At 72.2% G+C, this 23,447-nt stretch carries 26 protein-coding genes and 1 pseudogene; 15 read left to right on the forward strand and 12 right to left on the reverse strand.

Annotated elements, in window-relative coordinates; genetic code table 11:
• The first annotated feature begins 4 nt into the window (after positions 1-4).
• The 4 genes from ACFQGL_RS19235 to ACFQGL_RS19250 all read left to right on the forward strand — a co-directional run bounded on the left by ACFQGL_RS19235 (position 5) and on the right by ACFQGL_RS19250 (position 6,945).
• The gene (locus ACFQGL_RS19235) at positions 5-1,468 is read left to right on the forward strand and encodes a dihydrolipoamide acetyltransferase family protein (RefSeq protein WP_377513784.1); all 1,464 of its coding nucleotides are present in this window, start codon (positions 5-7) and stop codon (positions 1,466-1,468) included.
• 217 nt (positions 1,469-1,685) lie between these two features.
• On the forward strand, positions 1,686-1,823 hold the full coding sequence (locus ACFQGL_RS19240) for a hypothetical protein (RefSeq protein WP_167454674.1): 138 nt from the start codon (positions 1,686-1,688) through the stop codon (positions 1,821-1,823).
• 342 nt (positions 1,824-2,165) lie between these two features.
• Positions 2,166-4,982, forward strand: coding sequence for an LppU/SCO3897 family protein (locus ACFQGL_RS19245; protein WP_377513565.1), 2,817 nt, complete (start codon positions 2,166-2,168; stop codon positions 4,980-4,982).
• Positions 4,983-5,112: 130 nt separating this feature from the next.
• Positions 5,113-6,945: an NHL domain-containing thioredoxin family protein gene (locus tag ACFQGL_RS19250; RefSeq protein WP_377513566.1), complete on the forward strand. Its 1,833-nt coding sequence runs from the start codon at positions 5,113-5,115 to the stop codon at positions 6,943-6,945.
• Positions 6,946-6,999: 54 nt separating this feature from the next.
• On the opposite strand, the gene ACFQGL_RS19255 is transcribed toward ACFQGL_RS19250, so the two are convergent.
• The 3 genes from ACFQGL_RS19255 to ACFQGL_RS19265 are packed head-to-tail and all read right to left on the reverse strand — an operon-like array spanning position 7,000 to position 9,249.
• Complete coding sequence (locus tag ACFQGL_RS19255; protein ID WP_377513567.1) at positions 7,000-7,749, reverse strand: LamB/YcsF family protein; 750 nt, start codon at positions 7,747-7,749, stop codon at positions 7,000-7,002.
• The gene (locus ACFQGL_RS19260; protein ID WP_377513785.1) at positions 7,733-8,695 is read right to left on the reverse strand and encodes a 5-oxoprolinase subunit C family protein; all 963 of its coding nucleotides are present in this window, start codon (positions 8,693-8,695) and stop codon (positions 7,733-7,735) included. The genes ACFQGL_RS19255 and ACFQGL_RS19260 overlap by 17 nt, the downstream gene beginning before the upstream one ends.
• A complete protein-coding gene (locus ACFQGL_RS19265; RefSeq protein WP_377513568.1) occupies positions 8,593-9,249 on the reverse strand; it encodes a 5-oxoprolinase subunit B family protein in 657 nt (218 codons plus the stop codon). Before ACFQGL_RS19265 ends, ACFQGL_RS19260 begins: the two co-directional genes overlap by 103 nt.
• A gap of 107 nt (positions 9,250-9,356) precedes the next feature.
• Between ACFQGL_RS19265 and trhA the strand changes: the two genes are divergently transcribed.
• Complete coding sequence (trhA, locus tag ACFQGL_RS19270) at positions 9,357-10,034, forward strand: PAQR family membrane homeostasis protein TrhA (RefSeq protein WP_377513569.1); 678 nt, start codon at positions 9,357-9,359, stop codon at positions 10,032-10,034.
• A gap of 60 nt (positions 10,035-10,094) precedes the next feature.
• Here the strand turns inward: trhA and ACFQGL_RS19275 are convergent.
• Positions 10,095-10,380, reverse strand: a pseudogene (locus ACFQGL_RS19275) (DUF6458 family protein).
• 112 nt (positions 10,381-10,492) lie between these two features.
• Between ACFQGL_RS19275 and ACFQGL_RS19280 the strand changes: the two are divergent.
• Complete coding sequence (locus tag ACFQGL_RS19280) at positions 10,493-11,032, forward strand: SixA phosphatase family protein (RefSeq protein ID WP_377513570.1); 540 nt, start codon at positions 10,493-10,495, stop codon at positions 11,030-11,032.
• 42 nt (positions 11,033-11,074) lie between these two features.
• Here ACFQGL_RS19280 and ACFQGL_RS19285 read toward each other — a convergent pair whose 3' ends face one another.
• The 4 genes from ACFQGL_RS19285 to ACFQGL_RS19300 form a co-directional block, all read right to left on the reverse strand.
• Positions 11,075-11,344 (reverse strand): DUF6458 family protein, encoded by a 270-nt coding sequence (locus ACFQGL_RS19285; protein ID WP_030487564.1) that lies wholly within the window; start codon positions 11,342-11,344, stop codon positions 11,075-11,077.
• A gap of 244 nt (positions 11,345-11,588) precedes the next feature.
• Positions 11,589-13,445: an acyl-CoA dehydrogenase gene (locus tag ACFQGL_RS19290; protein ID WP_377513786.1), complete on the reverse strand. Its 1,857-nt coding sequence runs from the start codon at positions 13,443-13,445 to the stop codon at positions 11,589-11,591.
• Between the two features lie 137 nt (positions 13,446-13,582).
• Positions 13,583-14,713 carry a PP2C family protein-serine/threonine phosphatase gene (locus tag ACFQGL_RS19295; RefSeq protein ID WP_377513571.1) on the reverse strand — a complete coding sequence of 377 codons (1,131 nt, stop codon included), beginning with the start codon at positions 14,711-14,713 and terminating at the stop codon, positions 13,583-13,585.
• A gap of 101 nt (positions 14,714-14,814) precedes the next feature.
• The gene (locus ACFQGL_RS19300) at positions 14,815-15,447 is read right to left on the reverse strand and encodes a septal ring lytic transglycosylase RlpA family protein (RefSeq protein WP_377513572.1); all 633 of its coding nucleotides are present in this window, start codon (positions 15,445-15,447) and stop codon (positions 14,815-14,817) included.
• Positions 15,448-15,634: 187 nt separating this feature from the next.
• Here ACFQGL_RS19300 and ACFQGL_RS19305 point away from each other — a divergent pair, with 187 nt between their 5' ends.
• Genes ACFQGL_RS19305 through ACFQGL_RS19315 form a run of 3 tightly spaced genes read left to right on the forward strand, consistent with a single transcriptional unit; the run spans position 15,635 to position 17,770 of the window.
• On the forward strand, positions 15,635-16,186 hold the full coding sequence (locus ACFQGL_RS19305; protein ID WP_377513573.1) for a phosphoribosyltransferase family protein: 552 nt from the start codon (positions 15,635-15,637) through the stop codon (positions 16,184-16,186).
• Between the two features lie 33 nt (positions 16,187-16,219).
• Positions 16,220-17,281 carry a questin oxidase family protein gene (locus ACFQGL_RS19310; protein WP_377513574.1) on the forward strand — a complete coding sequence of 354 codons (1,062 nt, stop codon included), beginning with the start codon at positions 16,220-16,222 and terminating at the stop codon, positions 17,279-17,281.
• A 57-nt stretch (positions 17,282-17,338) separates the two neighbouring features.
• Entirely contained in the window at positions 17,339-17,770 is a 432-nt protein-coding gene (locus ACFQGL_RS19315; protein ID WP_377513575.1) for an ASCH domain-containing protein, read from the forward strand.
• Between the two features lie 11 nt (positions 17,771-17,781).
• On the opposite strand, the gene ACFQGL_RS19320 is transcribed toward ACFQGL_RS19315, so the two are convergent.
• Complete coding sequence (locus ACFQGL_RS19320) at positions 17,782-18,663, reverse strand: LLM class flavin-dependent oxidoreductase (RefSeq protein ID WP_377513576.1); 882 nt, start codon at positions 18,661-18,663, stop codon at positions 17,782-17,784.
• A gap of 126 nt (positions 18,664-18,789) precedes the next feature.
• Here ACFQGL_RS19320 and ACFQGL_RS19325 point away from each other — a divergent pair, with 126 nt between their 5' ends.
• Positions 18,790-18,984: a hypothetical protein gene (locus ACFQGL_RS19325; protein ID WP_377513577.1), complete on the forward strand. Its 195-nt coding sequence runs from the start codon at positions 18,790-18,792 to the stop codon at positions 18,982-18,984.
• 130 nt (positions 18,985-19,114) lie between these two features.
• Positions 19,115-19,816: a dihydrofolate reductase family protein gene (locus ACFQGL_RS19330; RefSeq protein WP_377513578.1), complete on the forward strand. Its 702-nt coding sequence runs from the start codon at positions 19,115-19,117 to the stop codon at positions 19,814-19,816.
• A 17-nt stretch (positions 19,817-19,833) separates the two neighbouring features.
• On the opposite strand, the gene ACFQGL_RS19335 is transcribed toward ACFQGL_RS19330, so the two are convergent.
• The gene (locus tag ACFQGL_RS19335) at positions 19,834-20,199 is read right to left on the reverse strand and encodes a VOC family protein (protein WP_377513579.1); all 366 of its coding nucleotides are present in this window, start codon (positions 20,197-20,199) and stop codon (positions 19,834-19,836) included.
• Positions 20,200-20,346: 147 nt separating this feature from the next.
• Between ACFQGL_RS19335 and ACFQGL_RS19340 the strand changes: the two genes are divergently transcribed.
• A complete protein-coding gene (locus ACFQGL_RS19340) occupies positions 20,347-20,598 on the forward strand; it encodes a hypothetical protein (RefSeq protein ID WP_377513580.1) in 252 nt (83 codons plus the stop codon).
• A 36-nt stretch (positions 20,599-20,634) separates the two neighbouring features.
• Here the strand turns inward: ACFQGL_RS19340 and ACFQGL_RS19345 are convergent, their stop codons facing one another.
• Positions 20,635-21,042, reverse strand: a complete 408-nt coding sequence (locus ACFQGL_RS19345) for a hypothetical protein (RefSeq protein ID WP_377513581.1) — start codon at positions 21,040-21,042, stop codon at positions 20,635-20,637.
• Positions 21,043-21,053: 11 nt separating this feature from the next.
• A complete protein-coding gene (locus tag ACFQGL_RS19350; protein WP_377513582.1) occupies positions 21,054-21,539 on the reverse strand; it encodes a hypothetical protein in 486 nt (161 codons plus the stop codon).
• Between the two features lie 150 nt (positions 21,540-21,689).
• Here ACFQGL_RS19350 and ACFQGL_RS19355 point away from each other — a divergent pair, with 150 nt between their 5' ends.
• The 3 genes from ACFQGL_RS19355 to ACFQGL_RS19365 all read left to right on the forward strand — a co-directional run bounded on the left by ACFQGL_RS19355 (position 21,690) and on the right by ACFQGL_RS19365 (position 23,273).
• Positions 21,690-22,190 carry a hypothetical protein gene (locus ACFQGL_RS19355; protein WP_377513583.1) on the forward strand — a complete coding sequence of 167 codons (501 nt, stop codon included), beginning with the start codon at positions 21,690-21,692 and terminating at the stop codon, positions 22,188-22,190.
• Positions 22,191-22,268: 78 nt separating this feature from the next.
• Complete coding sequence (locus ACFQGL_RS19360; protein ID WP_377513584.1) at positions 22,269-22,763, forward strand: GNAT family N-acetyltransferase; 495 nt, start codon at positions 22,269-22,271, stop codon at positions 22,761-22,763.
• A gap of 66 nt (positions 22,764-22,829) precedes the next feature.
• Entirely contained in the window at positions 22,830-23,273 is a 444-nt protein-coding gene (locus tag ACFQGL_RS19365) for a GyrI-like domain-containing protein (RefSeq protein ID WP_377513585.1), read from the forward strand.
• Positions 23,274-23,447 lie beyond the last annotated feature (174 nt).

The following is a 23,447-nucleotide window of genomic DNA, read 5'->3' on the forward strand; positions in this document are numbered from 1 at the left end:
CGACATGTCCCGGATCAAGACGTTCAACCTGCCCGACCTGGGCGAAGGGCTGACCGAGGGCGAGATCCTGGCCTGGCTCGTCAAGGTCGGCGACACCATCGAGCTGAACCAGCCGATCGTCGAGGTGGAGACGGCCAAGGCGGCCGTGGAGATCCCGGCGAAGTGGGCCGGCCAGGTGCACCAGATCTTCCACCCGGAAGGCACGACCGTGGAGGTCGGTTCGCCGATCATCGCGATCGACACCGACCCGGGCGCCGGCCCGATCGACGCGCCGTCGACCACGGCCACACCGGACGGCGACCTGCCCACCCCGTCGGCGGCCTCGCTGGCGGCGGTGGAGGTGGCACCAGCCGAGGGCATGGTCGAGCCCGGTCTGATCGGTGGTGCCGCTCCGGGTGGGCGTACCGCCGTGCTGGTCGGCTACGGCCCGCGTACCACCGCCGCGAAGCGCCGTCCCCGCAAGGGCGCGGTCCCGACGCAGGCCGCGGCGGCGCCGGCACCGGTCGCACCGGCACCGCAGCCGACGCCCGTGGTGGCGCCGACTCCGGCTCCGGCCGGCAACGGCCGGGGCGGCGCGACGAACGGCGGACTGGTGCTGGCCAAGCCGCCCGTGCGCAAGCTCGCCAAGGATCTCAGCGTCGACCTGGGCACGCTGACCGGATCGGGGCCGTTGGGCTCGATCACCCGGGAGGACGTGCAGCGGGCGGCGAGCGGTGCCGTGGCGGTCACCGCCACGGCGGTGGCCACCAGCGCCGCGAGCTTCGGCGCGGACCGCGAGCAGCGCATTCCGGTCAAGGGGGTACGCAAGCTCACCGCCGAGAACATGTCCCGCTCGGCGTTCACCGCCCCGCACGTGACGGAGTTCCTGACCGTCGACGTGACCCGGGCGATGAAGGCTCTGGACCGGCTGCGCGGTCGGCGGGAGTGGCGCGACGTTCGCGTGTCGCCACTGCTGCTGGTCGCGAAGGCCGTGCTCCTGGCGGTCCAGCGGCACCCGATGGTCAACTCGACCTGGGCCGGCGACGAGATCGTGGTCAAGGAGTACGTCAACCTCGGCATCGCGGCGGCCACCGAGCGCGGCCTGATCGTGCCGAACGTCAAGGACGCCGGCCGGCTCTCGCTGCGGGAACTGGCGGACGCGCTGACCGACCTGGTGCAGACCGCGAAGTCCGGCCGCACCTCGCCGGCCGACATGTCCGGCGGCACCCTGACGATCACCAACGTCGGGGTGTTCGGGGTGGACACCGGTACGCCGATCCTGCCCCCGGGCGAGTCGGCGATCCTGGCCTTCGGCGCGGTGCGCGAGATGCCCTGGGTGCACAAGGGCAAGGTCAAGGCGCGTCAGGTCACCACGCTGGGGCTGAGCTTCGACCACCGGATCATCGACGGCGAGCTGGGCTCGAAGTTCCTGCGCGACATCGGCGACTTCCTCAGCGATCCGGAGGCGGCGCTGCTCGCTTGGACCTGACCGTCCGAACGCCAGCCACGGCCGGTGTGCCACGGGTTAACACCCGGCACACCGGCCGTGTCCGTTGGGCGACGAAACCGTAGGCCAACTAGCCTCTGGACCTTCGATTGTTAGGCAGGTGTCTCAGCTCACCTAATAATCGATGGAAGTTGGCCGGGTTCTGCGGTTGAATAGACACATCAGGGGCTGACAACCGAATAGCTAGGGGGACCCACCAATGAGCATGATCGAGCGAATCCGCAACCACCGCGACGCCACCCGCCGCGCCCGTGCCATCGAGCACGCGCTGCGCTCCGCGAACTCGCCGGCGGTCCGCGAGGAACTCCTCGTCATCGCCCAGCGTCACATGAGCTGACGCTCCACGACATTCCTCTTCTCCTCCAGATCGATGGCCCGCCCGGCCCACCGGGTGGGCCATCGGCGTTTCCCCACCCCTTGGCACCGGGATTCCGCCCCGCCGCAGCGCCCGGTACGGTGGGCTTCGGTCGCCGCCCCTCGGCCCGGCACAGGCTGAGCCGATAGAAGCTGCTCGACACCGACCGGCAACGCGGAGTGACGACCGGTGCTCCTTGGACGCCCCGAGCGGCAACCGGATACGGTGCGGGGAGCCGGCACGGCCGTACGCCGGCGACGCCGGCAGCCATGCCGAGGAGATGATCGGCACCAGCGGCCGACATGTGATGGAGGAGGCGCACCCATGACGTCCGAGGGCCCGCACCGCACCGGCCAGGAGCCGGACGAGGTGTCACCGGGCGCCGGCGTACCGGCGTCGTACGGCGACCGTCCGGCGCAGCCGGACAACGGTTACAACGCCGCCGGCCCCGATCTGGGCTGGGCACCCCCGCCACCGGCGCGGTCGACCCCGCCAGCCCCGGCCTGGGCTGCCCAGTCCGAGCAGCCGCCGACCCCCGCCTGGGGTGCCGCCCCCGCGCCGCAGGCCGCCGAGCCGGCGCAGCCCGCCTGGGCCACCGGCGGTGGCGCACCGGAGCAGGCGCAGCCCGCCCCGTGGACGACGCAGCAGCAGGGCTGGACGCCACCCGAGCAGAGCGGTCCCAGTTGGACCGCCGCCACCGAGCAGCCCGACTGGGCGCAGGCCCAGCCGGCCGTACGGGGCGCCGCGCAGGTGCCGCCGGCCACCGCCGCCTGGCCGGCCCAGGACGACCCCGCGCGCTCCGGCGGCTGGAGCACCGACACCCAGCAGGACGACCCGTCCCGCTCCGGCGGATGGGGCGCGGCCGCACAGGCCAGCCCGCCCGCCGGTGACTGGCGCGGTGCCGAGCCGCAGCAACCCGAGTCGACGCAGGCCGCCGGCTGGTCCGGCACCCCTTCGCAGGACGACCCGGCCGCCTCGGGCGGCTGGGCAACCGGTTCCGCCGGTCGGGACGACCAGCCTGTGTGGACGCCTGCTGAGCAGTCACCCCAGGCCTGGGGCCAGGCTGCCGAGCAGACCGAGCAGCCGGCTCCCGGGTGGGGGCAGGCCGAGCCTGCTGCTGCGGCACGTGGCGCGGCTCAGGTGCCGGCACCGGCGGCGAACTGGCCCGGCCAGGATGACCCGGCCCGGTCCGGTGGTTGGGCCGCCCAGCAGCAGGCACAGCCCGGTGGTTGGGGTGACGGCGCTGACGGCCAGCAGGACCAGGCCGCGCAGCCCGCCGCCTGGGGTGGCGACGCCGGCCGCCCGCAGCCGGACTGGGTGATTCCGGCGCAGGACCAGCCGTCCGACCAGCCGGCAGCGACGGGCTGGACCCCACCGGAGCAGCCGGCCGGCACCTCGGCCCGGGCCAGCGCCAGCGTGCCCGGCAGCGACGGGGTTCCCGCCTGGACCGCTTCCCCATCCCCGGACAACAACGCCGCCCAGGGCAGCGCCAGCGTTCCGGAAGCCCAGCCGTGGGCACCCGGTGAGGTGTGGGGTCGCGCCGAGGCGGAAGCCTCGGCCCAGTCCCGCGGTGGCTGGGAGCAGCCCCAGGCCGACCAGGCACCGGCCTACCAGCCCGGTCCCGCGCCGGGCATCTCGCCGGCCAACGCGGTGCCGCTGCCCCCGCAGGAGCAGCGTGTGCCGGGTGCCAGCCTGGCCGCCGCCCCGCCGGCCGACTACGCGCCGCAGGCCCCGTACGCCCCGGTCCCCGAGCAGCCGGCATACGCCGAGCGGGAGACCCCGGAGGCCCCCGCACAGTACGAGGCGGAACCGGCCGGTTGGGGCCACACCGAGGAGCCTTCGTCCGGTGGCGCAGTCGTGCCCGCCCCGCGTACCTCCCCGGAATCTGGAGCGGGCCGCGCGGTCGTACCGGTGCCGGAGGCCGAGTCGGCGGCCGGCGCGGCGGGCCGGGCCTCCGCGAGCGCCTCGGTGCCGCTGGCCAGCCGGGTGATGCCCCCGGCCGACCAGGCGATGCGCCCTGCCGCCACGTCCTCGCCACAGCCCCGGGTGTACGGCCGACCGGCCCGATCCGAGGCCGAGGAGCAGCCGGAGCAGTCAGCCCCGGAGGCGTTCCAGGTCGACCCGGGCCCCGAACGCCAGGGTGCGCCCGACTGGCAGACCAGCCCCGAGCGCCAGGGTGCGCCCGACTGGCAGAACGGGCCCGAGCGCCAGGGAGCGCCCGACTGGCAGAACGGCCCGGACCGCCAGGGAGCGCCCGACTGGCAGAACGGGCCCGAGCGCCAGGGTGCGCCCGACTGGCAGAACGGCCCGGACCGCCAGGCCGCCCCGGACTGGCAGAACGGGCCGGAACGGCAGGGTGGCCTCAACTGGGGCGGCGAGCCGGCGGCCGAGCCCCGCTTCGACGACCGGGGTCCGTCGGCGCCGAACGGGTTCGGTGAGCCCGCGCAGGCCGGGTCCGTCCCGGCTGCGTTCCCGCCCGGTGTGCCGTCGTTCGTCGACGCGCCGGGCAACAACCGGCCGGTGAACGGTGTCCGGCCGCACGCCGGTGCCGAGCGCCCGGCCGACCGGTTCGACGGCCCCGGTTCGCCGGCCGCTGGCACCGCCACAGTGAACGGCACGCCGGGTTTCGGCGGCCAGAGCTTCGGCGGTCCGGGCTTCGGCGGCCCGGCCAGCGAGCCGGCACCGGGTGGCGGCTTCCCGCCGGCCTTCCCACCGGCGCCCCAGCAGCCCACGCCGTCGTGGGGCCAGGAGTCCGCCGAGTCGGACCAGGGCCGGTTCGACGCGTTCAAGCCGGACGCCGAGCCGAAGGCGGAGCCGCCCGCGCCGAAGGTACGCAACGGCCGGGTGCTGGCCGCGGTGCTGGTCGCCGCGGTACTCATCCTGGCGGTGCCGCTCGGCCTGCTGATGCTGCTGGGCAAGTTCGGCGGGGACGACGCGCCCGGCTTCGACCCGGCGGTCGGCACCTGCGTCAAGCAGTCCGGCCAGGGCGCCTCGGCGGCGGACTGCGGCGACGCAGGCGCGTTCACCGTGGTCTCCAAGGTGGACGCGAAGGACAAGTGCGCCGATCCGGCCCAGCCGCACGTGGTGCTGCCCGGGGACGGCACCAACCGGGTGCTCTGCCTCAAGCCGGCCACCAACTAGACCCACCGACGGCGGGGGCCACGGGCAACCGTGGCCCCCCCCGTCGTACCCGGGCAGGCTGGTCGCGCCCATCTCGGTGGCTCGGCCCCCTCCGGCGGATGGTGGGCCGGTGGTCAGGCACGATAGGTGCATGAGTGCACGAGTACGGGCCCCCGAGCTGCGCGGTCGGGGCTGGCTGAACACCGGTGGACGCGATCTGAAGCTCGCCGACCTGCGCGGCAAGATCGTCCTGGCGGACTTCTGGACCTTCTGCTGCATCAACTGCCTGCACGTACTCGACGAGCTGCGCCCGCTGGAGGAGAAGTACGGCGACGTGCTCGTCGTGATCGGCGTGCACTCGCCGAAGTTCGAGCACGAGAAGGACGCCGACGCGCTGGCCGCCGCCGTGGAACGGTACGGCGTGCACCACCCCGTACTCGACGATCCCGAGTTGGACATGTGGCAGCAGTACGCCGCCCGGGCCTGGCCGACCCTGTCGGTGATCGACCCGGAGGGTTACGTGGTGGCCACCATGGCCGGCGAGGGTCACGCCGAGGGGTTGGCCCGGCTGATCGACGAGTTGATCGCCACTCACGAGGCCAAGGGCACCCTGCACCGGGGCAGCGGCCCGTACGTCCCGCCGCCCGCACCGGAGACCGCGCTGCGCTTCCCGGGCAAGGCGGTGCTGCTGCCGGACGGCAACCTGCTGGTCTCCGACTCGGCCCGGCACTCCCTGGTCGAGGTGGGCCCGGACGGCGAGACTCCGATTCGCCGGATCGGCTCGGGCGACCGGGGCCGGGCCGACGGTCCGGCCGGGGCGGCGACCTTCTCCGAACCGCAGGGCCTCTGCCTGCTGCCCACGCACGTCGCCGAGGTGGCCGGCTACGACCTGGTGGTCGCCGACACGGTCAACCACCTGCTACGCGGCGTACGCCTGGAGACCGGTGAGGTGGTCACGGTGGCCGGCAGCGGCCGGCAGTGGCGCGCCGAGGTCGACGACCACGCGCACGACGCGATCGCCGTGGATCTTTCCTCCCCGTGGGACCTGGCCTGGTACGACGACAAAGTCATCATCGCGATGGCCGGCATCCACCAGCTCTGGTGGTTCGACCCGATCAAGCGGACCGCCGGCATGTACGCCGGCACCACGGTCGAGGCGCTGCGCGACGGCCCGCTGGACGAGGCGTGGATGGCTCAGCCGTCCGGGCTTTCCGTCTCGGCGGACGGCGCCCGGCTCTGGGTCGCCGACAGCGAGAGCAGTGCCATCCGGTACGTCGAGAACGGCGTCCTGGGCACCGCCGTCGGGCAGGGCCTGTTCGACTTCGGTCACGTGGATGGGCCGGCGGAGTCGGCGCTGCTCCAGCATCCGCTGGGCGTGTGCGCACTGCCGGACGGCTCGGTGCTGATCGCGGACACGTACAACGGCGCGGTCCGCCGCTTCGACCCGGCCAGCAACCAGGTCTCCACCGTCGCCGACGGGCTCGCGGAGCCGAGCGACCTGGTGCTCACCCCGGCCGGCGAGGTGCTGGTGGTGGAGTCCGCCGCGCACCGGCTGACCCGACTGGCCCCGGGCGCGCTGTCCGCCGCCGGCGCCAGCACGGTGGACGGCCCCCGGCACCGCACCGAGCGGAAGCCGACCGACGTCCCGGCCGGCGAGGTCACCCTGGACATCGTCTTCACTCCCGCACCGGGGCAGAAGTTGGACGAGACGTACGGGCCGTCGACCCGGCTGGTGGTCTCGGCGTCCCCGCCGGAGCTGCTGGTGGAGGGTGCCGGCACGGGCACCGAACTGTCCCGCCGGCTGGTGCTCAACGGCGACGTCACCGGCGGGGTACTCCAGGTGACCGCCCAGGCGGCGACCTGCGACGCGGACGTCGAGCACGCAGCCTGCCACCTGACCCGGCAGGACTGGGGCGTACCGGTCCGGGTGGTCGACGGCGCCGCGACCCGGCTCCCGCTGGTCCTGCGCGGCCTCGACGCCTAGCTGAAAGGAAGGGTCCCTTGTTATACAAAATCCGATAACAAGGGACCCTTCCTTTCACGCGAACGGGGCCAGCGGGACTTCGGCGTCGATCAGGGTGGCCCGGACCAGTTCGGTGGCGGAGACCGCGCCGGGAGTGTCTCCGTGTACGCAGATCGACTGCACCGGGCAGGGGATGACGGTGCCGTCCACGGCCACCACGGTTCGTTCGGTGGCCATCCGTAGCGCCCGGTTGGCCACCTGCTCCGGGTCGGTGACCAGCGCGCCGGGTGAACCACGCGGCACCAGGGCCCCGTTGGGCAGGTAGCCGCGATCGGCGAACGCCTCGGCGACGACCGGCAGGCCCGCGCCGACGGCGAGCTGGGCGAGCATCGAGCCGGGCAGGCAGAGCACCGGCATCTCGGGGTCGTGGCCGGTGACCGCGGCGACCACCGCCGCCGCCTGGGACTCGTCGGTGCTGGCCGCGTGGTAGAGCGCGCCGTGCGGCTTGAGGTAGCGGACCCGGGTGCGGAACAGCTGGCAGAACGCGCTGAGCGCACCCAGTTGGTAGGTCACCTCGTCGCGCAGCTCGGCGAAGTCGTACTCGATGCGCCGCCGACCGAAGCCGGCCAGGTCCCGGTAGCCGACCTGCGCGCCCACCGCGACCCCGCGCCGGGCCGCGCCCTCGCAGACCCGCCGCATCGTGGACGGGTCGCCGCCGTGGAAGCCACAGGCGACGTTGGCGGACGTGACCAGGTCCAGCAGCGCCTCGTCGTCGCCGAGCCGCCAGATGCCGAATCCCTCGCCCAGGTCAGCGTTGAGGTCCATGGAATCTGACGGTAGTACCTGGCCGGGCCTGCGCGAGCGGGGTCACGTCGGACACCACCCCGATGACCGGGTATCCACCGGTGGTCGGATGGTCGGCGAGGAAGATCAGGGGTTGTCCGTCCGCAGGCACCTGCACCGCGCCGAGCACGATGCCCTCGCTGGGCAGTTCGCCGGCGATCGCGCGGGGCAGCGTCGCGCCGGCGAGCCGCGCGCCGACCCGGTTGCTCACCGGGCTGACGGTGTACGCAGTGCCGAACAGCCGGTCCAACGCGGCTGGCGTGAACCAGTCGTCACGAGGGCCGGGATGCAGCGTCAGGTGCAGCTCGGCCGGGGCGGCTGTGCCGACGGTCAGGTCCACCGGTGCGGGCTCACCCAGCGGCTGCCCGAGCGGCAGCCGGTCCCCGTCGCGCAGCGGAGGAGGCCCCAGCCCGGAGAGAGTGTCGGTGGCCCGGCTGCCGAGCACCGGCGGTACGTCGATTCCGCCCGCCACGGCCACCCAGCTCCGTACGCCCCGGGGGGCGGGGCCGATCCGCAGCACCGTACCGGCCGGCAGGCTGAGCGGTCGGCCGGTGTCGCCGGGCCGGTCGCCGGCGTGCACGGCCACCTCCGCGCCGGTGATCGCCACGGTGGCGGCCCGGGTCAGCCGCAGCACGCAGCCGGTCAGGGTGATCTCCAGACCGGCGGCGTGCTCCGGGTTGCCGACCAGCCGGTTGGCCAGCCGCAGGGCGGCGGGGTCGAGGGCACCGGAGCGGGGTACGCCCAGGTGCGCCCAGCCGGGCCGACCCAGGTCCTGCACGGTGGTGAGCGCGCCGGCGCGGAGCACCTCGATCTCGACCGGCCCGGTCACGCCGCCGCCATCCGGACCTGCGCGCCCGGGCCGAGCCGGGCCGGCGGGTCGGCGTGCACGTCGAAGAGCACCAGGTCGGTGCGGCCCACCAGCAGCCAGCCACCGGGGGACGCGCCCGGGTAGATGCCGGCGTACGGGCCGGCGAGGGCGACCGAGCCGGCCGGAACCCGGGGGCGGGGGGTGGCCAGCCGGGGCAACGCCAGCTCGGCGGGCAGCCCGGTCAGGTAGGGGAACCCGGGGGCGAAGCCGCAGAAGGCGACCCGGAACCGGGTGTCGGTCAGCCGGCGCAGCACGGCCGGCACGTCGACCCCCCAGTGCTCGGCGACCGTCGGCAGGTCCGGGCCGTCGAAGTCGACCGGTACGACCACCTCCGCGTCGGCGGTCACCCGGCCGGTCGCATCCTCGCCTTCGACGGCGGCGGTGACCGTCCGTGCCCAGCGGGACAGCAGCTCGGCTGTGGCCACCGAGTCGGGCAGGCCGTCGAGCAGAACGGTGTTGGCCGCCGGCACGATTTCGGCGGCGATCAGTTCGCCCTGCGTACGGCGTCGCCACAGCTCGGCCCGCCACGCCTCGACCAGGGCTGGCACGGGTACGTCGGCGGAGGCGGTGCAGTCGAGCAGCAGGGCGTGCGCCCCGACGGGTCGGATCCGCATCCGCTCATCCTCGCCGATGTCGTGCCGGGCAGGTGTTCACGGTGGTGGTGCCGGGCGTCACCAACACGACTACTTGTAAGTAACCTACGGTGCCGTAACCTGATGGCGTGACCACCTCAGCCCCGCTCCGACTGAAGCCAGTCGACATCGGTAAGCCCCGGATGCGCGGCTGGCTGCACACGTACGCCTTCTTCGTCGCCCTGGTCTGCGGCATCGTGCTCTGCTCGATCGCCGCCAACCGACCGGGTTGGGCGCCGTTGGTGAGCTGCGTCGTCTACAGCCTGACCGTCTGCGGTCTCTTCGGCACCAGCGCGCTGTACCACCGTCGAGTGTGGTCCGAGCGTGGCTACCAGGTGATGCGCCGGATGGACCACTCGATGATCTTCGTGTTCATCGCCGGCACGTACACGCCGTTCTGTGTGCTGCTGCTCGACGCCCGTCCGGCCACCGTGATGCTGGCCCTGGTCTGGGGCGGCGCACTGGCCGGCGTGGCGCTCAAGGTGGTCTGGCCGCACGCGCCGCGCTGGGTCTCCGCGCCGCTCTACCTGGCACTCGGCTGGGTGTCGGTGGCCATGCTGCCGGAGATCCTGCACGGTGGCGGCGTCGCGGCTCTGGTGTTGCTGATCGTCGGCGGCGCGGTCTACAGCGTCGGCGCGGTGTTCTACGCGCTGCGCCGGCCCAACCCGTGGCCGACCGTCTTCGGGCACCACGAGTTCTTTCACGCCTGCACCCTGCTGGCCGCGCTCTGCCACCACATCGCGATCTACTTCGCCCTGTTCGCCTGAGCGCACACGCGAGCCGGGGCCCCGCCACGCTGCGGGACCCCGGAGTGCGCGAGCGAAGGGTCAGACCGGCCGGCCCGGTCGGCGCACCTCGCGGTACTCCCGCATGACCTGGTCGTCCTGGACCGGCACCACGCGGTCGGCCACCACCCGGTCGGTAGCGACCGGCGGCGACCACCGTGCGGCGGCGGCTGCTCCAGAAGTAGAGGGTGACGAGCAGGCCGGCGACTCCGGCCAGCATCAGCACCCAGCCGACCACGGCCAGGTTCAGCCAGCCCAGATCGGCCTCCACGGCGAATGCGAAGATCGCGCCCAACGCGATCAGGAAGATGCTGCCACCAATGCCCATGTCTCGCTCCTCGGCTCTAACCTGGCGTACGTCCCGCCGCGGCCGTCGGTAGGGGTGCGGCACCCATCGACATACCCCGGCACGAAGATCGCCAATCGGGCAAGCTGGGGGCATGACGGACGCTCACGCCGAGACGCGGACACTGGTGTTGCTCCGGCACGCGAAGGCCGAGCAGGGTAGCGACGAGATGGACGACGCCGACCGGACGCTCAGCACGCGCGGGCACGCCGATGCCGAGGCGGCCGGCGCCTGGCTGGCCCACCACGGGTTGCTACCCGACGTGGTGCTCTGCTCGACGGCCCGACGTACCCGACAGACCTGGCACGGGGTGGCCATGGGCATGACCGGCTCGCCGCCGGAGGGCGGGCCGGGCGGTCCCCGCCCGAGCGTGCGTTACGAGCCCGGGGCGTACGACGCCCACCCCGAGGAGCTGTTGGCGCTGGTCCGCACCGTCGAGCCGGCAGCCCGGACGGTGCTGCTGATCGCCCACAATCCGGGCATCTCGCTGCTCTCCGCGTTGCTCGACCCGGAGGGGGCAGCCGAGGAGGGTCTGCGGACCGCAGAGGTGGCGGTGCACCGCAGCACGCTCGGCTGGTCGGAGCTGGAGCGCGCGGGCGCGCCGATCACCGAACGGCACACCGCACGCGGCTGAGCCACCCGCCGATGCTCGACGGGTGGCTCAGTCGTACGCGGCTCAGGAGGGCGGCGCGGTCGGTGGCGGCGGATCGGGCGGCGGCGGCATCATCGCCGTGGGGTGGGAGAGCCGGTTCTCCTCCACGATGAGCGTCCGGGCGCGCTTGCGCCGGTCCTGCCAGAACCAGACCGTGGTCAGCAGCACGGCCAACCCGGCCAGGATGAACACCCAGCCGACCGCCCGTACGTCTATCCACCAGACGTTGGCTCTGAGCGCGAAGGTCAGGATTGCGCCGATCGCGATCAGAAAGATGCCGCTTCCTACACCCATGTGCGCTGCACTCCCCCGTGCGGTGGCTCTGGGCGTGCTCTGTCGTGGTCATGCGACGGTTACCCGCCACGCCGCCCGCGTACCCGACCGGGCTCGCCCAATGCGGGGGCCGGGAGCGACACGAACCCGGCAGGCGGACGCCGGAACCGGACACGGCAACGGCCGGTGGGGCAGTTGCCCCACCGGCCGTCGGTGTCGGCGCCGGGTGGTGCGACCCGGAGCCTTCAGGCGTGCCGTGGAACGGTCAGAAGGCCTCCTCCGGGAGGTCCATGATGTCGAGGTCGGCACCCTCGATGATCCGCCGGTCCGCACCGATGCGCGGCAGCACCTCACGGGCGAAGAACCGGGCAGCGGCCACCTTGCCGGTGTAGAACGCCTTGTCGGTGCTGGAAACCTCGCCGGCCAGCGCCTTCAGCGCCACGTCGGCCTGCTTCTGCAGCAGCCAGCCGACCACCAGGTCGCCGATGGCCAGCAGGAACCGCCGGCTGCTCAGCCCCACCTTGTAGAGCGCGCGGGTGTCGCCACCCTGCGCCTCGCCCAGCCAGCCGGTCAGTACGCCGAGGATGTTCTGGATCTCGGCGAGCGCCTTGCCGAGCGCCTGACGCTCCTCCTTGAGCTGGCCGTTGCCCGCCTCGGAGGAGATGAACTCCTGGATTTCGCCGGCGACCGCCAGCAGCGCCTTACCGTTGTCCCGGACGATCTTGCGGAAGATCAGGTCGAGGCTCTGGATGGCGGTGGTGCCCTCGTACAGGGTGTCGATCTTGGCGTCCCGGACGTACTGCTCCAGCGGGTAGTCCTGGAGGAAGCCGGAGCCGCCGAAGGTCTGCAGCGCTTCGTGGCCGAGCAGCTCGTACGCACGCTCCGACCCGACGCCCTTGACCAGCGGCAGCAGCAGGTCGTTGACCCGCTTGGCCAGCTTGGTGGCCTTCTCGTCGCCGGCCGCCTCGGCGATGGCGACCTTGTCCTGCCAGGTGGCGGTGTAGAGGACCAGGGCGCGCAGACCCTCGGCGTACGACTTCTGCAGCAGGAGCGAGCGCCGCACGTCCGGGTGGTGGGTGATGGTGACCCGCGGCGCGGTCTTGTCGCCCTGCCGGATCAGGTCGGCGCCCTGCACCCGGTTCTTCGCGTACTCCAGGGCGTTGAGGTAGCCGGTGGAGAGCGTGGCGATCGCCTTGGTGCCGACCATCATCCGGGCGTACTCGATGATCATGAACATCTGCCGGATGCCGTCGTGCTTGTCGCCCAGCAGCCAGCCCTTGGCCGGTACGCCGTGCTCGCCGAAGGTCACCTCGCAGGTGTTGGAGACCTTCAGGCCCATCTTGTGCTCGACGTTGGTGGCGTAGACGCCGTTGCGCTCGCCCAGCTCGCCGGTGGTCTCGTCGAAGTGGTACTTCGGCACGACGAAGAGCGACAGGCCCTTGGTGCCGGGGCCGCCGACACCCTCCACGCCCACCGGGCGGGCCAGCACGTAGTGCACGATGTTGTCGCTGAGGTCGTGCTCACCCGAGGTGATGAAGCGCTTGACGCCCTCGATGTGCCAGGTGCCGTCCGGCTGCTGGATGGCCCGGGTACGACCGGCGCCGACGTCCGAGCCGGCGTCCGGCTCGGTGAGCACCATGGTGGAGCCCCACTGCTTGTCGATGAAGAGCTTGGCCCACTGCCGCTGCCGCTCGGTGCCCTCGACGTGCAGCACGTGCGCGAAGGACGGACCGGAGGCGTACATCCAGACTGGAGCGTTCGAGCCGAGCACCAGCTCGGCGAGTGCCCACCAGAGGGCGCGCGGGGCGTTGGTGCCACCCAGCTCGGGCGGCAGGTCCAGCCGCCAGAACTCGGAGTCCATGAACGCCTGGTAGGACTTCTTGAACGACTCCGGCAGCGGCGCGGTGTGCGTGGCCGGGTCGAAGACCGGTGGGTTGCGGTCACTGTCCGTGTAGCTGGCGGCCAGATCCTCCCGGGCGAGGCGGTCGACCTCGGCGAGGAAGCTGCGGGCGGTGTCGGTGTCGAGATCCGAGTACGGCTCCTGGCCGAACGCCCGGTCCGCCCCGAAGACCTCGAACAGGTTGAATTCGAGATCCCGGAGGTTGCTCTTGTAGTGGGTCATGCTCACTGGCCCCGCTTCCGGACAGGTGTTACCGATCAGTAACCCCGACTGTATTACTCGCGGGTAGCCACCGACAAGCCGATCGACCAAGTGACGGCCATTACACACTCGCGCGCCGCAGCGCTCGGGCCGACCGGTCAGCTCTCGGCGGCGCCGACCTCCCAGCTGGGTACGGCCGCCGTCGCGCCGGTCCGGGCACCGACGTACTCCATCAGGACCAGCGCGATGTCGTCGTCGAGCCGCCCCTGCACCCACTCGACCAGAGCGGTCTCCAGCGAGGCCAACCCGTCGGCGACGGTGCCGTGGCCGAGCAGTCGCCAGGCCCGGTCGGCGGTGGGAAAGAACTCGCCGTCCCGCCGAGCCTCGCCGAGGCCGTCGGTGAACAACAGCAGGCGGTCGCCGGGCTCCAGGCGTTCCACCCGGGGACGGACCACCGGCATGAACCCGAGCGGGGGCGCCGGCGCCGGTGGCTCCAGCGGGATCACCGCGCCCCGACGCAGCAGCAGCGGCGGCGGGTGCCCGCAGTTGACGATGGTGAGCGTGCCGCCGCGCTCCTCCACGAGCGCCGCGGTCACGAAGTCCTCGTCGCCGACGTTGCGGGCCACCGCGCGGTCCAGGTCGGTGACGACGGCGCGCAGGTCGGCCCGTTCGTAGGCCACGTGGCGGTAGGACCCGAGGACGATGCTGGCCAGCCGGACCGCGTCCAGGCCCTTGCCGCGTACGTCACCGATGATCATGCGTACGCCGTAGGGCGTGTCGATCGCCTCGTACAGGTCGCCGCCGATCTCGGCCGTCGCGGTGGAGGAGATGTAGCGGCCGGCCACCGCAAGCGTGCCGACCTGCGGCCCGAGCGGGCGCAGCACCGCCTGCTGTGCCACCGCGGCGAGCTTGGACAACTCGGCGATCTGCTCCGCCTGCCGCTGCCGCACCCAGGCCACCGCCGCGGCCAGCCCGGTGGCGACCGCCACCCCGACCGCGTTGACCGAGGTGGCCAGCAACATCTCCGGATCGGCCAGAGCGAAGCCGGCCCCGATCAGGGTCGCCGCGACGCCCACTCCCAGCACCACCCGCCAGGACGCCACGGCGGCCGCCAGGAGGGGCGCGGCCACCAGCAGCGCGACGTAGTGCGCCGAGCGGCCGTCCGCCAGATCCACCGCCGAGACGATCGCGAGCAGACCGAGGGCCGCGCCGAGGCCGGCGCGGGATCCGGGGCTCAGTGGGCGGCGGCGGCCCGACTGGAGGAGTCGCGTGGGTACGAGGAACAGCATGCCTGATCCGCGTGCACGGGTGAATGAACCTGGCCCGTCGTCCGAGAGAGTTCTGTCCACCCGGCCCAGGTGCGCGACCGGATCAACACCGCCCGTACCGCTCAGCCGAGCACCTCGTAGCGCACCGTGAGCGCGCCCACGTCGACCGAGGCGATGGTGGCGAACGCGGCCCGGGAGAGGTCCAGGCAGCGGCCGTCGATGAACGGACCGCGGTCGTTGATCCGGACCACCACCGACTTGCCGTTGGCCGGGTTGGTCACCCGGACCTTGGTGTTGAACGGCAGCGTCTTGTGCGCGGCCGTCAGCGCGTTCGGGTTGAACGACTCGCCGTTCGCGGTGAGCTGACCATCGGAGTAGAAGGAGGCACCGCACGAGCCGCTCTCCAGCACCTTCGGTGCCGCCGTGGTCTTCTTCGCGGTAGCACTCGGCTTCGGCGCGGCGGTGCGGGTCCGGCCCCGGGAGGCGGCCTGCGCCGACCGGCTCGCGGACGGGCTGGCCGTCGCGCTCGGCGAGGCGCTGGCGCTCGGGGAGGCGGCCGGCGAGGTGGGGGCGAGGCTGCTGGCGGCGACGGTCGGGGTGAACTCGACAGCGGCCGTCCCGGACTGGGCGGAGCCCGAGGTCAGCTGCACGGCACCGACGGTGCCCCCGACGGCGAGGACGACGCCGACCGCCGCGGTGGCCGCGATGCCCGCCGGAGAGGAGAAGATGCGGGTACGGGAGTGCCTACCTGCCACCGGCCCGGTCCTTTCGTCGAATGAACAAACCGGGTCGGACCGTAACGAGAGAAGTACTTCCGAAGTCAACGTGATCATTGTGGTATGCCCGTATTTGCACTGGTACGTGTAGCCGATCATCCGAGGTGGGGTGGGCCGGCCGGCCCGGGTGCCGACACGTCGGGAGTGCGTACCGCAGGATGGGCGAATGGCCGCCAATCTGACCGAACGCCTCGTCACCCTGTTCCGCTGGATCGACCCCGGTCCGGGCACCAGCCACCTGGTCAGCGACATCTCCGGCTGGTGGCGGGACCCGGCGGTGCTGGCCGAGCTGGGACCGGCCCTGGCGGCGCCGTACCGGGCCGCCCAGCCGACCGTGGTGCTCGCCCCGGCGGTCACCGGGCTGCTGCTCGGGCCACTGGCCGCCACCGCCCTCGGTGTCGGCTTCGTGGCCGCCTACAAACCCGGTGACGGACGGCTGCCCGCCGGGCCGCTCACCTGGGCACAGAGCCCGCCGGACTACCGCGGCCGGCAGGTCGACCTGGCGGTCCGGGACCGACACCTCGGCCCCGGCGACCGGGTCCTGGTGGTGGACGACTGGGTACGGACCGGGGCGCAGATCCGCGCCCTCTACGACATTTGCGCGGCACGCGGCGCCGAGGTGCTGGGCACCTCGGTGGTTGCCGTCGACTGCCCACCCGAGGTCGCGGCCGAACTGCGGATCACCGGGCTGGTGACCGGCGCGGATCTGCCGGGTTGACCTCAACCTCGCTTCAAGCCGGACGATCGATGGATGAGTGACGGAATCCTGGACGAGGCGTACGAGCGACTCCACCACACCGGCCCGGAGTACGAGGGCTGGCTGTCCAACCACGGGCCGATGGCCGTCGAGGCGCTGGCCCGGCACGGCCACCAGCAGCGGGTGCACCGCTGGCTCGACCACTACCTCGGCCGACTCGACGAACTGCCTCGCGGGCTGCGCCCGATCGACGACTGGCGGGCGGCGTTGGGAGACCCGAAACGGGCCGGGGACTGGCTGGCGTACTTCGACCGGCAACTGCGCGAACACCCCTGGCGGGAGGTGCTCGGCACCTGGTGGCCCCGCCTGCTGCCCGGCATCGCGGCCGGCGCCACCCACGGCGTGATCCGGGTCGGGCACGCCGTACGCGCCCTCGACACACCCGACGCCGGCCCGCAACGCCGCACCGAACTGGGCCAGGCGCTCGGCTACTGGGCGGCCCGCTGGCAGCCGGTGCCCGGTGCCGACCGGCTCATCGACCTGGCGGCGGGGGATCAGCCGAACGACTCCGGCGATCGGGGTGCGGTGGATGTGGCCACCGCGTTGGCCGGGCTGCCCCGGATCGACGACCGCTCCGGGGGCATCCTCGATCGGCTGGGCCGGCTGCCCCGCGTACCCCGGTGGGAGCCGGCGCTCGCGGCGCTGCGCCCCGCGCGGACGCCGGCCGAGGCGGAGCGGGGGCTCACCACGCTGGTGCACCGGGCCGGCCTGGACTACCTGCGCTTCGGGCACGCCGCGCCGGTCATGCTGGTGCACGCGGTGACCGCACCGACGGCCGTGCTGCGTACCCTGCCGGCCCTGGATCGGGCGCTCTGGGCGCCGAGCCTCGCCGCGGCCTGGGCCGCGACGGCGGCCATGACCTCGGTGTACGCCCCAGCGGACGGGATCGCGCCGCCCACCGTGCCGGTCGCACCCCCGGCGGAGGTCTTCGCCCGCGCGGCCCGGCACGGCGACGAGCACGTGGTGAAGCTCGCCGACGCGGTGCTGGACGCGCACGCCGCCACCGGCGACGACCGGCTGCTCGCCGCCGCCGGCTACGCCGGTCAACTGATCTGATCGGAGGCCCGCGTATTACGGCGGCGGCGCGGGCCACGCTCGCCTAGCCTCGGCAGGATGTGGCCTCGCATCGGTGAACTGCGCGCGCTCGCCCTCGGCACCCCCGGCGAGCTGCGGGAGACCCTGAACACCCTGGTGCTGGCCGGGGTGAAGACCGCGACCGCCGGCCGGCTCGCCGAATACGCGCAGGAGGGCGAGGAGCTGGAACGGGTCGGCGAACGGCTGGCCCTGGTCGATGACGACGACGCGCTGGCCGGCCTGGTGGAGATCACCGGCGTGGAGGTGGTCCGCTTCGCCGACGTGCCGTGGGACTTCGCCCGGGCCGAGGGCGAAGGAGACCGCTCGATCGAGGAGTGGCGGGCCGGTCACTCGGCCTACTGGGCGCGGCTCGGCACCCCGGTCGAGGACGACACCCCGATCGTCTGCCTCCGACTGCGGTTGGTCTCCGCCGGCGAGGGCGGCGTGGCCAGCGGCGACCTCGGCACCTGAGCCCCGGTCAGTCAGCCGCGCAGCTCGGGCAGCAGCCGGGTCGCCACGTCCGCCAGGACGGCCTCGTCGCCCGCGTACCAGCTGCTGGCCCGTGGCCAGTGCGTCACCACGTCGGTGAAGCCGAGCCCGGCGGCCCGGCCGACCTGGTCGGCGAAGAACTGCGCACTGCTGAGCGAGAAGACCGGTGCCGAGTCCAGTGACAGGTAACGGTCCAGAGTGGCCGGATCGCGGCCGGCCTCATCCAGCGTCCGGTCCAGCCGCGCGGACAGTGCCGTCACGCTGGCCCACCAGCTCTCCAGGTCGTTGTCGTCACCGGTCCCGGTGGTCACCCAGCCCTGACCGAAGCGGGCCACCAGCCGCATCGACCGTGGCCCGTTGGCGGCCACCACGAACGGTACCCGGGGCTGCTGGAGGCAACCGGGATTGTTCCGGGCGTCCACCGCGGCGAACCAGTCGCCGCGCCACGTCGTGCCGTCCTCCCGCAGGATCAGGTCCAGCAATTCGGTGAACTCTGTGAACCGGTCGACCCGCTGGCGCGGCGGCAGGGTCTCGCCGCCCAGCACCGCCGAGTCGAAGCCGATGCCGCCGGCGCCCAGACCGAGCAGCAGCCGGCCTCCGGACACGTCGTCCAGCGTGGTGATCTGCCGGGCGAACGCGGCCGGGTGCCGGAAGTTCGGCGACGCCACCAGGGTGCCCAGCCGCATCCGCGAGGTCACCGTGGCGGCGGCGGTCAGCGTGCCCATCGAGTCGAACCACGGGCCGTCCACGAGGTCCCGCCAGCCCAGATGGTCGTACGTCCAGGCGTGGTCGAAGCCCCACTCCTCGGCCTGGCGCCAGCGGCGCTGCGACTCCGTCCAGCGCTGATCCGGCAGGATCACGATGCCAATCCGCATGATCGCCAGCCTAGCCGCGTCGGGCCGTTACCCGGTCGATTGCCGCCGCTGGCACCGCCTCGAACAGGGAGCTCGCCAGCTAGACCGGGGACGCCGGCGGTGCCGGTTCTTCGCTACCGTCTCATCGTGGACCTACCTGCGCGGCGGATCGGCACGGTACGAACGCTCGGCACCGTGTCGTTGGTGGCCGGCTTCATGACCACGCTGCTCAGCCTGTCGTCCGGCTACCACGGGCTCAAGGCGCACATCCTCGCCGCCTTGCTCATCCTGACCGGCATCGGCCTACGGATCGAGGCGGCGATCACCGACCGCAGGGCGTAGTTCCGCCGCCACCGACCGGCTGATGTGACGCCCGCCACTCTGGCGGTTTGTAGGGGTTCCCTCGGCGGCTCCGACCCCTCGGTGAGCGGGCACCCGGACGGGGTGTCGCCCGAGGAGAGGACCACCCGAGATGACGAAGGTGACCGCACAGCTGTCGGTGTCGGTGGGCGGTTTCTACGCCGGCCCGGTGCACAGCGGCGACGGCGACTGGATCGACTCCGCCGAGAGCGCCGCGTTCTTCCGGGTCACCCGCTGGGTGACCGAAGCGTCGGCGTGGCGCGAGCGGCAGGGCTTCGCCGGCGGGGAGCGGGACACCAACTCGGACGTGGTCGCCGAGTCCTTCGGGGCGGCCGGCGCGTACGTAATGGGGCGTCGGATGGCGGACGGCGGTGAGGTGCCGTGGGGCGACGAGCCGCCGTTCCGCGCGCCGGTCTTCGTCGTCACGCACCGCCCCCGCGAGACCCTGCTGCGCGGCGGTGGCACCAGCTTCACGTACGTCACCGACGGCGTGGCCAGCGCCGTCGAGCAGGCGCGCGCCGCCGCCGGTGGCAAGGACGTCGCGGTGGCCGGGGGCGGCAGCCTGGTGCGGCAGGTCATCAAGGCTGGCCTGCTCGACGAGTTGGAGCTGCACGTCGTACCGGTCGTGCTCGGCACCGGCCTGCGGCTGTTCGACGCGGACCTCGACCTGGACGAGAAGGAGGCGATCGAGTTGACGCCGACCCGCGTCATCTCCACGCCGCAGGTGACCCACATCCGCTACAAGGTCGGTGGTCGCGCCGCGCTCGTGCTCGACGACCGGGGTAGCGGCGGTGGCCCGACGACGGTCGGCTGACCATCGGCGACCGGCACCTACAGGCGGGACAGCACCAGCAGACGGTTGCCGTCGGGATCGGTGACCCGCGCGGAGCGCTCGCCCCACGGCTGGTCGGCCGGCTCCTCGGTCACCGTCGCGCCGCCCGCCCGCAGTACTTCCATGGCCGCGTCACAGTCATCGGCATAGACACACAGCTCCCAACGGCAGGTATGGGAAGGGCCGCCGGCATCCGGGTCGGCGGCCAGGCCCAACTCACTGCTGCCCAGCCGGAGCGCGACGAACTCGGGATCGCCGTCATCCGGAAAGCGGTAGGTCAACTCAAAGCCCACGACCTCCAGGTAGAACGCGATCAACCGCGGCAGGTCGTGCGTAGTCACGATCGGAAACGCTTCGGTGAACACGGGACCACCTCCAGGCCGGACATTAGCCGGCACGGATGCCTACCGCACCAACCTCGACGGCGCTAGTCCCCGTTGACCCTGCTCAATCTGCGACCTAAAGGACGCGACATGGCCTGCCGGTTCCCCTACGGTTCCAGCGTGTCTCGAATGCCGACTCCCTCGGACGACTGGCGCCACGACGAGTTGCGGCGGCTGTGCGACCGTGAGCGTGCGATGACGGCCGAGCTGGCGGATACCCGCGACGCGATCGCGCGGCTCGTCAGGCAACTCCTGCCGGCGCACACTCCGAAGTCGAGGACCGAGCCAGTCGTACAGGCCAGCGGGTACGCCCGCTGGATGATCGACAACATGCGCGACGGCAAGCTGCGGCTCCGACCCGGTTCGCCAGGCGAGTATTGAGCTTGCGTCGGGAAGCCTGGGCCGGGACCGGCACTGTCAGTCGAGCGATCGAGCCACTGACCGCCAGGCGTCGAACGCCCACCGGAGGTGCGTGGTGTCGGCGCTGGTGAAGACCGTTTGCAGGTATGTGGCGTCGACGAAGTTGTAGCCGTAGAGGACGTATTTGACCTCGCCGTCGTGACGGTAGAGCCAAGCGGCGCGATGACCGATCCCACCGCTACCGCCCTCGCCCACCTTGCCGGTCGGGTTCGGTGGCAGCTCGGCATCGAGCGAGGCGATGATGCTGGCACCGTCCGCGCACCGCCATTCGCCTCCCGTTGCGACGCGTACCGTCCGGCCCGGGGCGTGCCACGTCGTGCCGCCAAGCGTGGTGCGACCCCGCGTCCAGGAACCGAGCAGCTCTATCGACCAACCATCGTCCAACGACGTACGGCCCTGATTCATCGCGAGCCCCGCTACTCGTGACGAGCTTCATGCGTAGCCGCTTCGTTGAACCGCCGGCCAAGGAGGGCTGCGCCGCGGAACAGCAGAGCGAGCAGGGTGCCGATGATGCTGGCGGTCAGCAGGGTCCAGGGATCACCCATGACCAGACGCGCCAGTGCGTAGGTGGTCAGCACCACGAGCACAGCCAGCAGGCCCCATTTGAGCCGGTGGATCACCCGGCCGGATCGGGCCAGCCTGTTCCTGAGCAATTCGTTCGTCGCTCCCGAACGGGCGTAGATCACGGCCCCGACGATGATGGCAACCGAGAGCTGCGCGGCGGCACCGCCGATGGCGAACGGCAGCCCGGGCAACTCACCGGCGGTCACCATTGCTGTGCCGCCCGCGGTGAAACCAGTCAAACCGAGGAACACGACCGTGCCTGCCAGGACGCTCTTGCGGGCGCCGCGCCGGGCGGCGGCCGGATCGGCAAGGGGCACGCGGTCGTTGCGTACGTCCATGGGTCAGGTCTCCTCGGCTGCTGCGTCCAGCGACGCCGGTCGCCACAACCTAACGTGCTCGCCCCACTACCGCTGTCCCACGAGCTGCGGTGGCTCCCACCCCCGCGCCGGGGAGGCTAGCCTCTACCGCACTGTGACAGGGGTGCGAGTGTGCAGCATCGGCTGCGGCTGGTGATGGCTGAGCCGCCGGCGGGTCGCCTGCCGGGCCAGCCGTACATTCCTGCCGCCAGGTTCCGCCGCACCCAAGCTGAACGCGTCGATCAACTGCTGTCCTGGGAACGGCCGGACCAGGCGTTCTTCGCGGCTGGCGCGTGCCACGTGCTCGCCTGGGTTGCCGCCGAGCAGTACGCCTCAGCCGGCTTCGGCATCGTCGGACTGCGTCAACGGGATAGGCCGTACGTCAGCCACGTCATCCTCAGCAACGGCAGCTGGGCCTTCGACCACGACGGCTGGACTCCGTTGCCCGAGCTACTGCGCGCCACCGCGGAGTACGAACCAGAACCGGACTGGGAACTACTGCCAATCACGTCGACGCTTCGGGACTTCTGCACGGCTCACAAACACCGAATGCCCGAGCAGTACGCCCACGACCCGCTGCCACGTGCCCGGATCTATCTGCGACAGCGGCCCCGCCCACCGGAGGTGGGCTGATTCCTCCGTACACCCTTGGGGCGCGGAGCGACTCGGGACGTCGGCCTGTGCGTCCGGTGGATCCGGCATGATGGCGGCATGCCGAGCCCCGTCGTCCTTCGGACGGTCCTGCCCGACGACGTGCCCGTCGTGGAACGGCTCTGGCAGCTGTACCGGCACGACCTGTCCGAGTTCCGGGGCACTATGCCGGACGAGACGGGGGTGTTCACCCCTGGCCGCTTGCCCACCTACCTCGACAACCCGGACAGCTCCGGCTACCTCATCTGCCAGGACACCAGGCCCGTGGGCTTCGCCTTTGTGTCCGGCCTGGAAGTCCAGCCGCTGCGCATCGCCGAGTTCTTCGTCGTGCGAAGTGTGCGCCGCTCAGGCGTCGGACGTCTCGCCGCCCAGCAACTCTTCGCCAACCACACCGGACGCTGGGAGGTGGCCTTCCAGGAGGAGAACCCCGGCGCCGCCCGCTTCTGGCGCCAGCTCGCCGCCGAGGTCTGCCCGGCGGGCCACCGCGAGGAACGGCGCGCTGTTCCCGGCAAGCCGCACATCCCTCCAGACTCGTGGCTACTGCTGACGACCTGACACGCACGCTGGATCACACGACTGGACCTCGAAGGAGTACCGGGAATGAGACTGATGATCCGACGGGTGGAGCGGATCGAGACGCCCGTCATGTTCGTAACGGCCAAGGACGGTTCCGACGAGATCGGGCCGGCCTGGGATCGTCTGGAGACGATGCTCGGGTCGCTGAGGGGGCGCAGGTTCTTCGGCGTGTTCGATGACTCGGACGTCTACCGCTGCTGTGTTCAGGTCCGAGCCGGTGACGACGCCGCCCGCCTCGGCCTGACTCTCGGCGTCGTTCCAGGTGGCCGCTATCTGTGCGCCACGGTGCGTGGGCCGCAACCGGCGGCATATGCCCTCCTCACGCCAACGTTCGAAGAGCTGCGGCGCTCGGGTGAGCGAGACGACACCCGGCCGAGCATCGAGTACTACCGCCGCCACGACAGGATCGACCTGCTGATGCCCCTGCGGGACGGTGCCCGAGAACGGCACCAGCATGATCGCCGAGGGTTCGAAGATCGAAGGCCCTGACCGGGACTCGCGTCCTGACCAGGGCCTTCGTGTGGAGCGGGTGACGGGAATCGAACCCGCACTGTCAGCTTGGGAACTCGCTGGGGCCTGGGCATAGCCCAAGGTCAACGCTTCGCGGTCCTGGTCACGGAGCCCTTGGTTGACCGAGGTTCCCCGTGGTTTCCCGGCGCGACG

The organism is Micromonospora vulcania, assembly GCF_042658605.1.
Taxonomy (GTDB): domain Bacteria; phylum Actinomycetota; class Actinomycetes; order Mycobacteriales; family Micromonosporaceae; genus Micromonospora; species Micromonospora vulcania.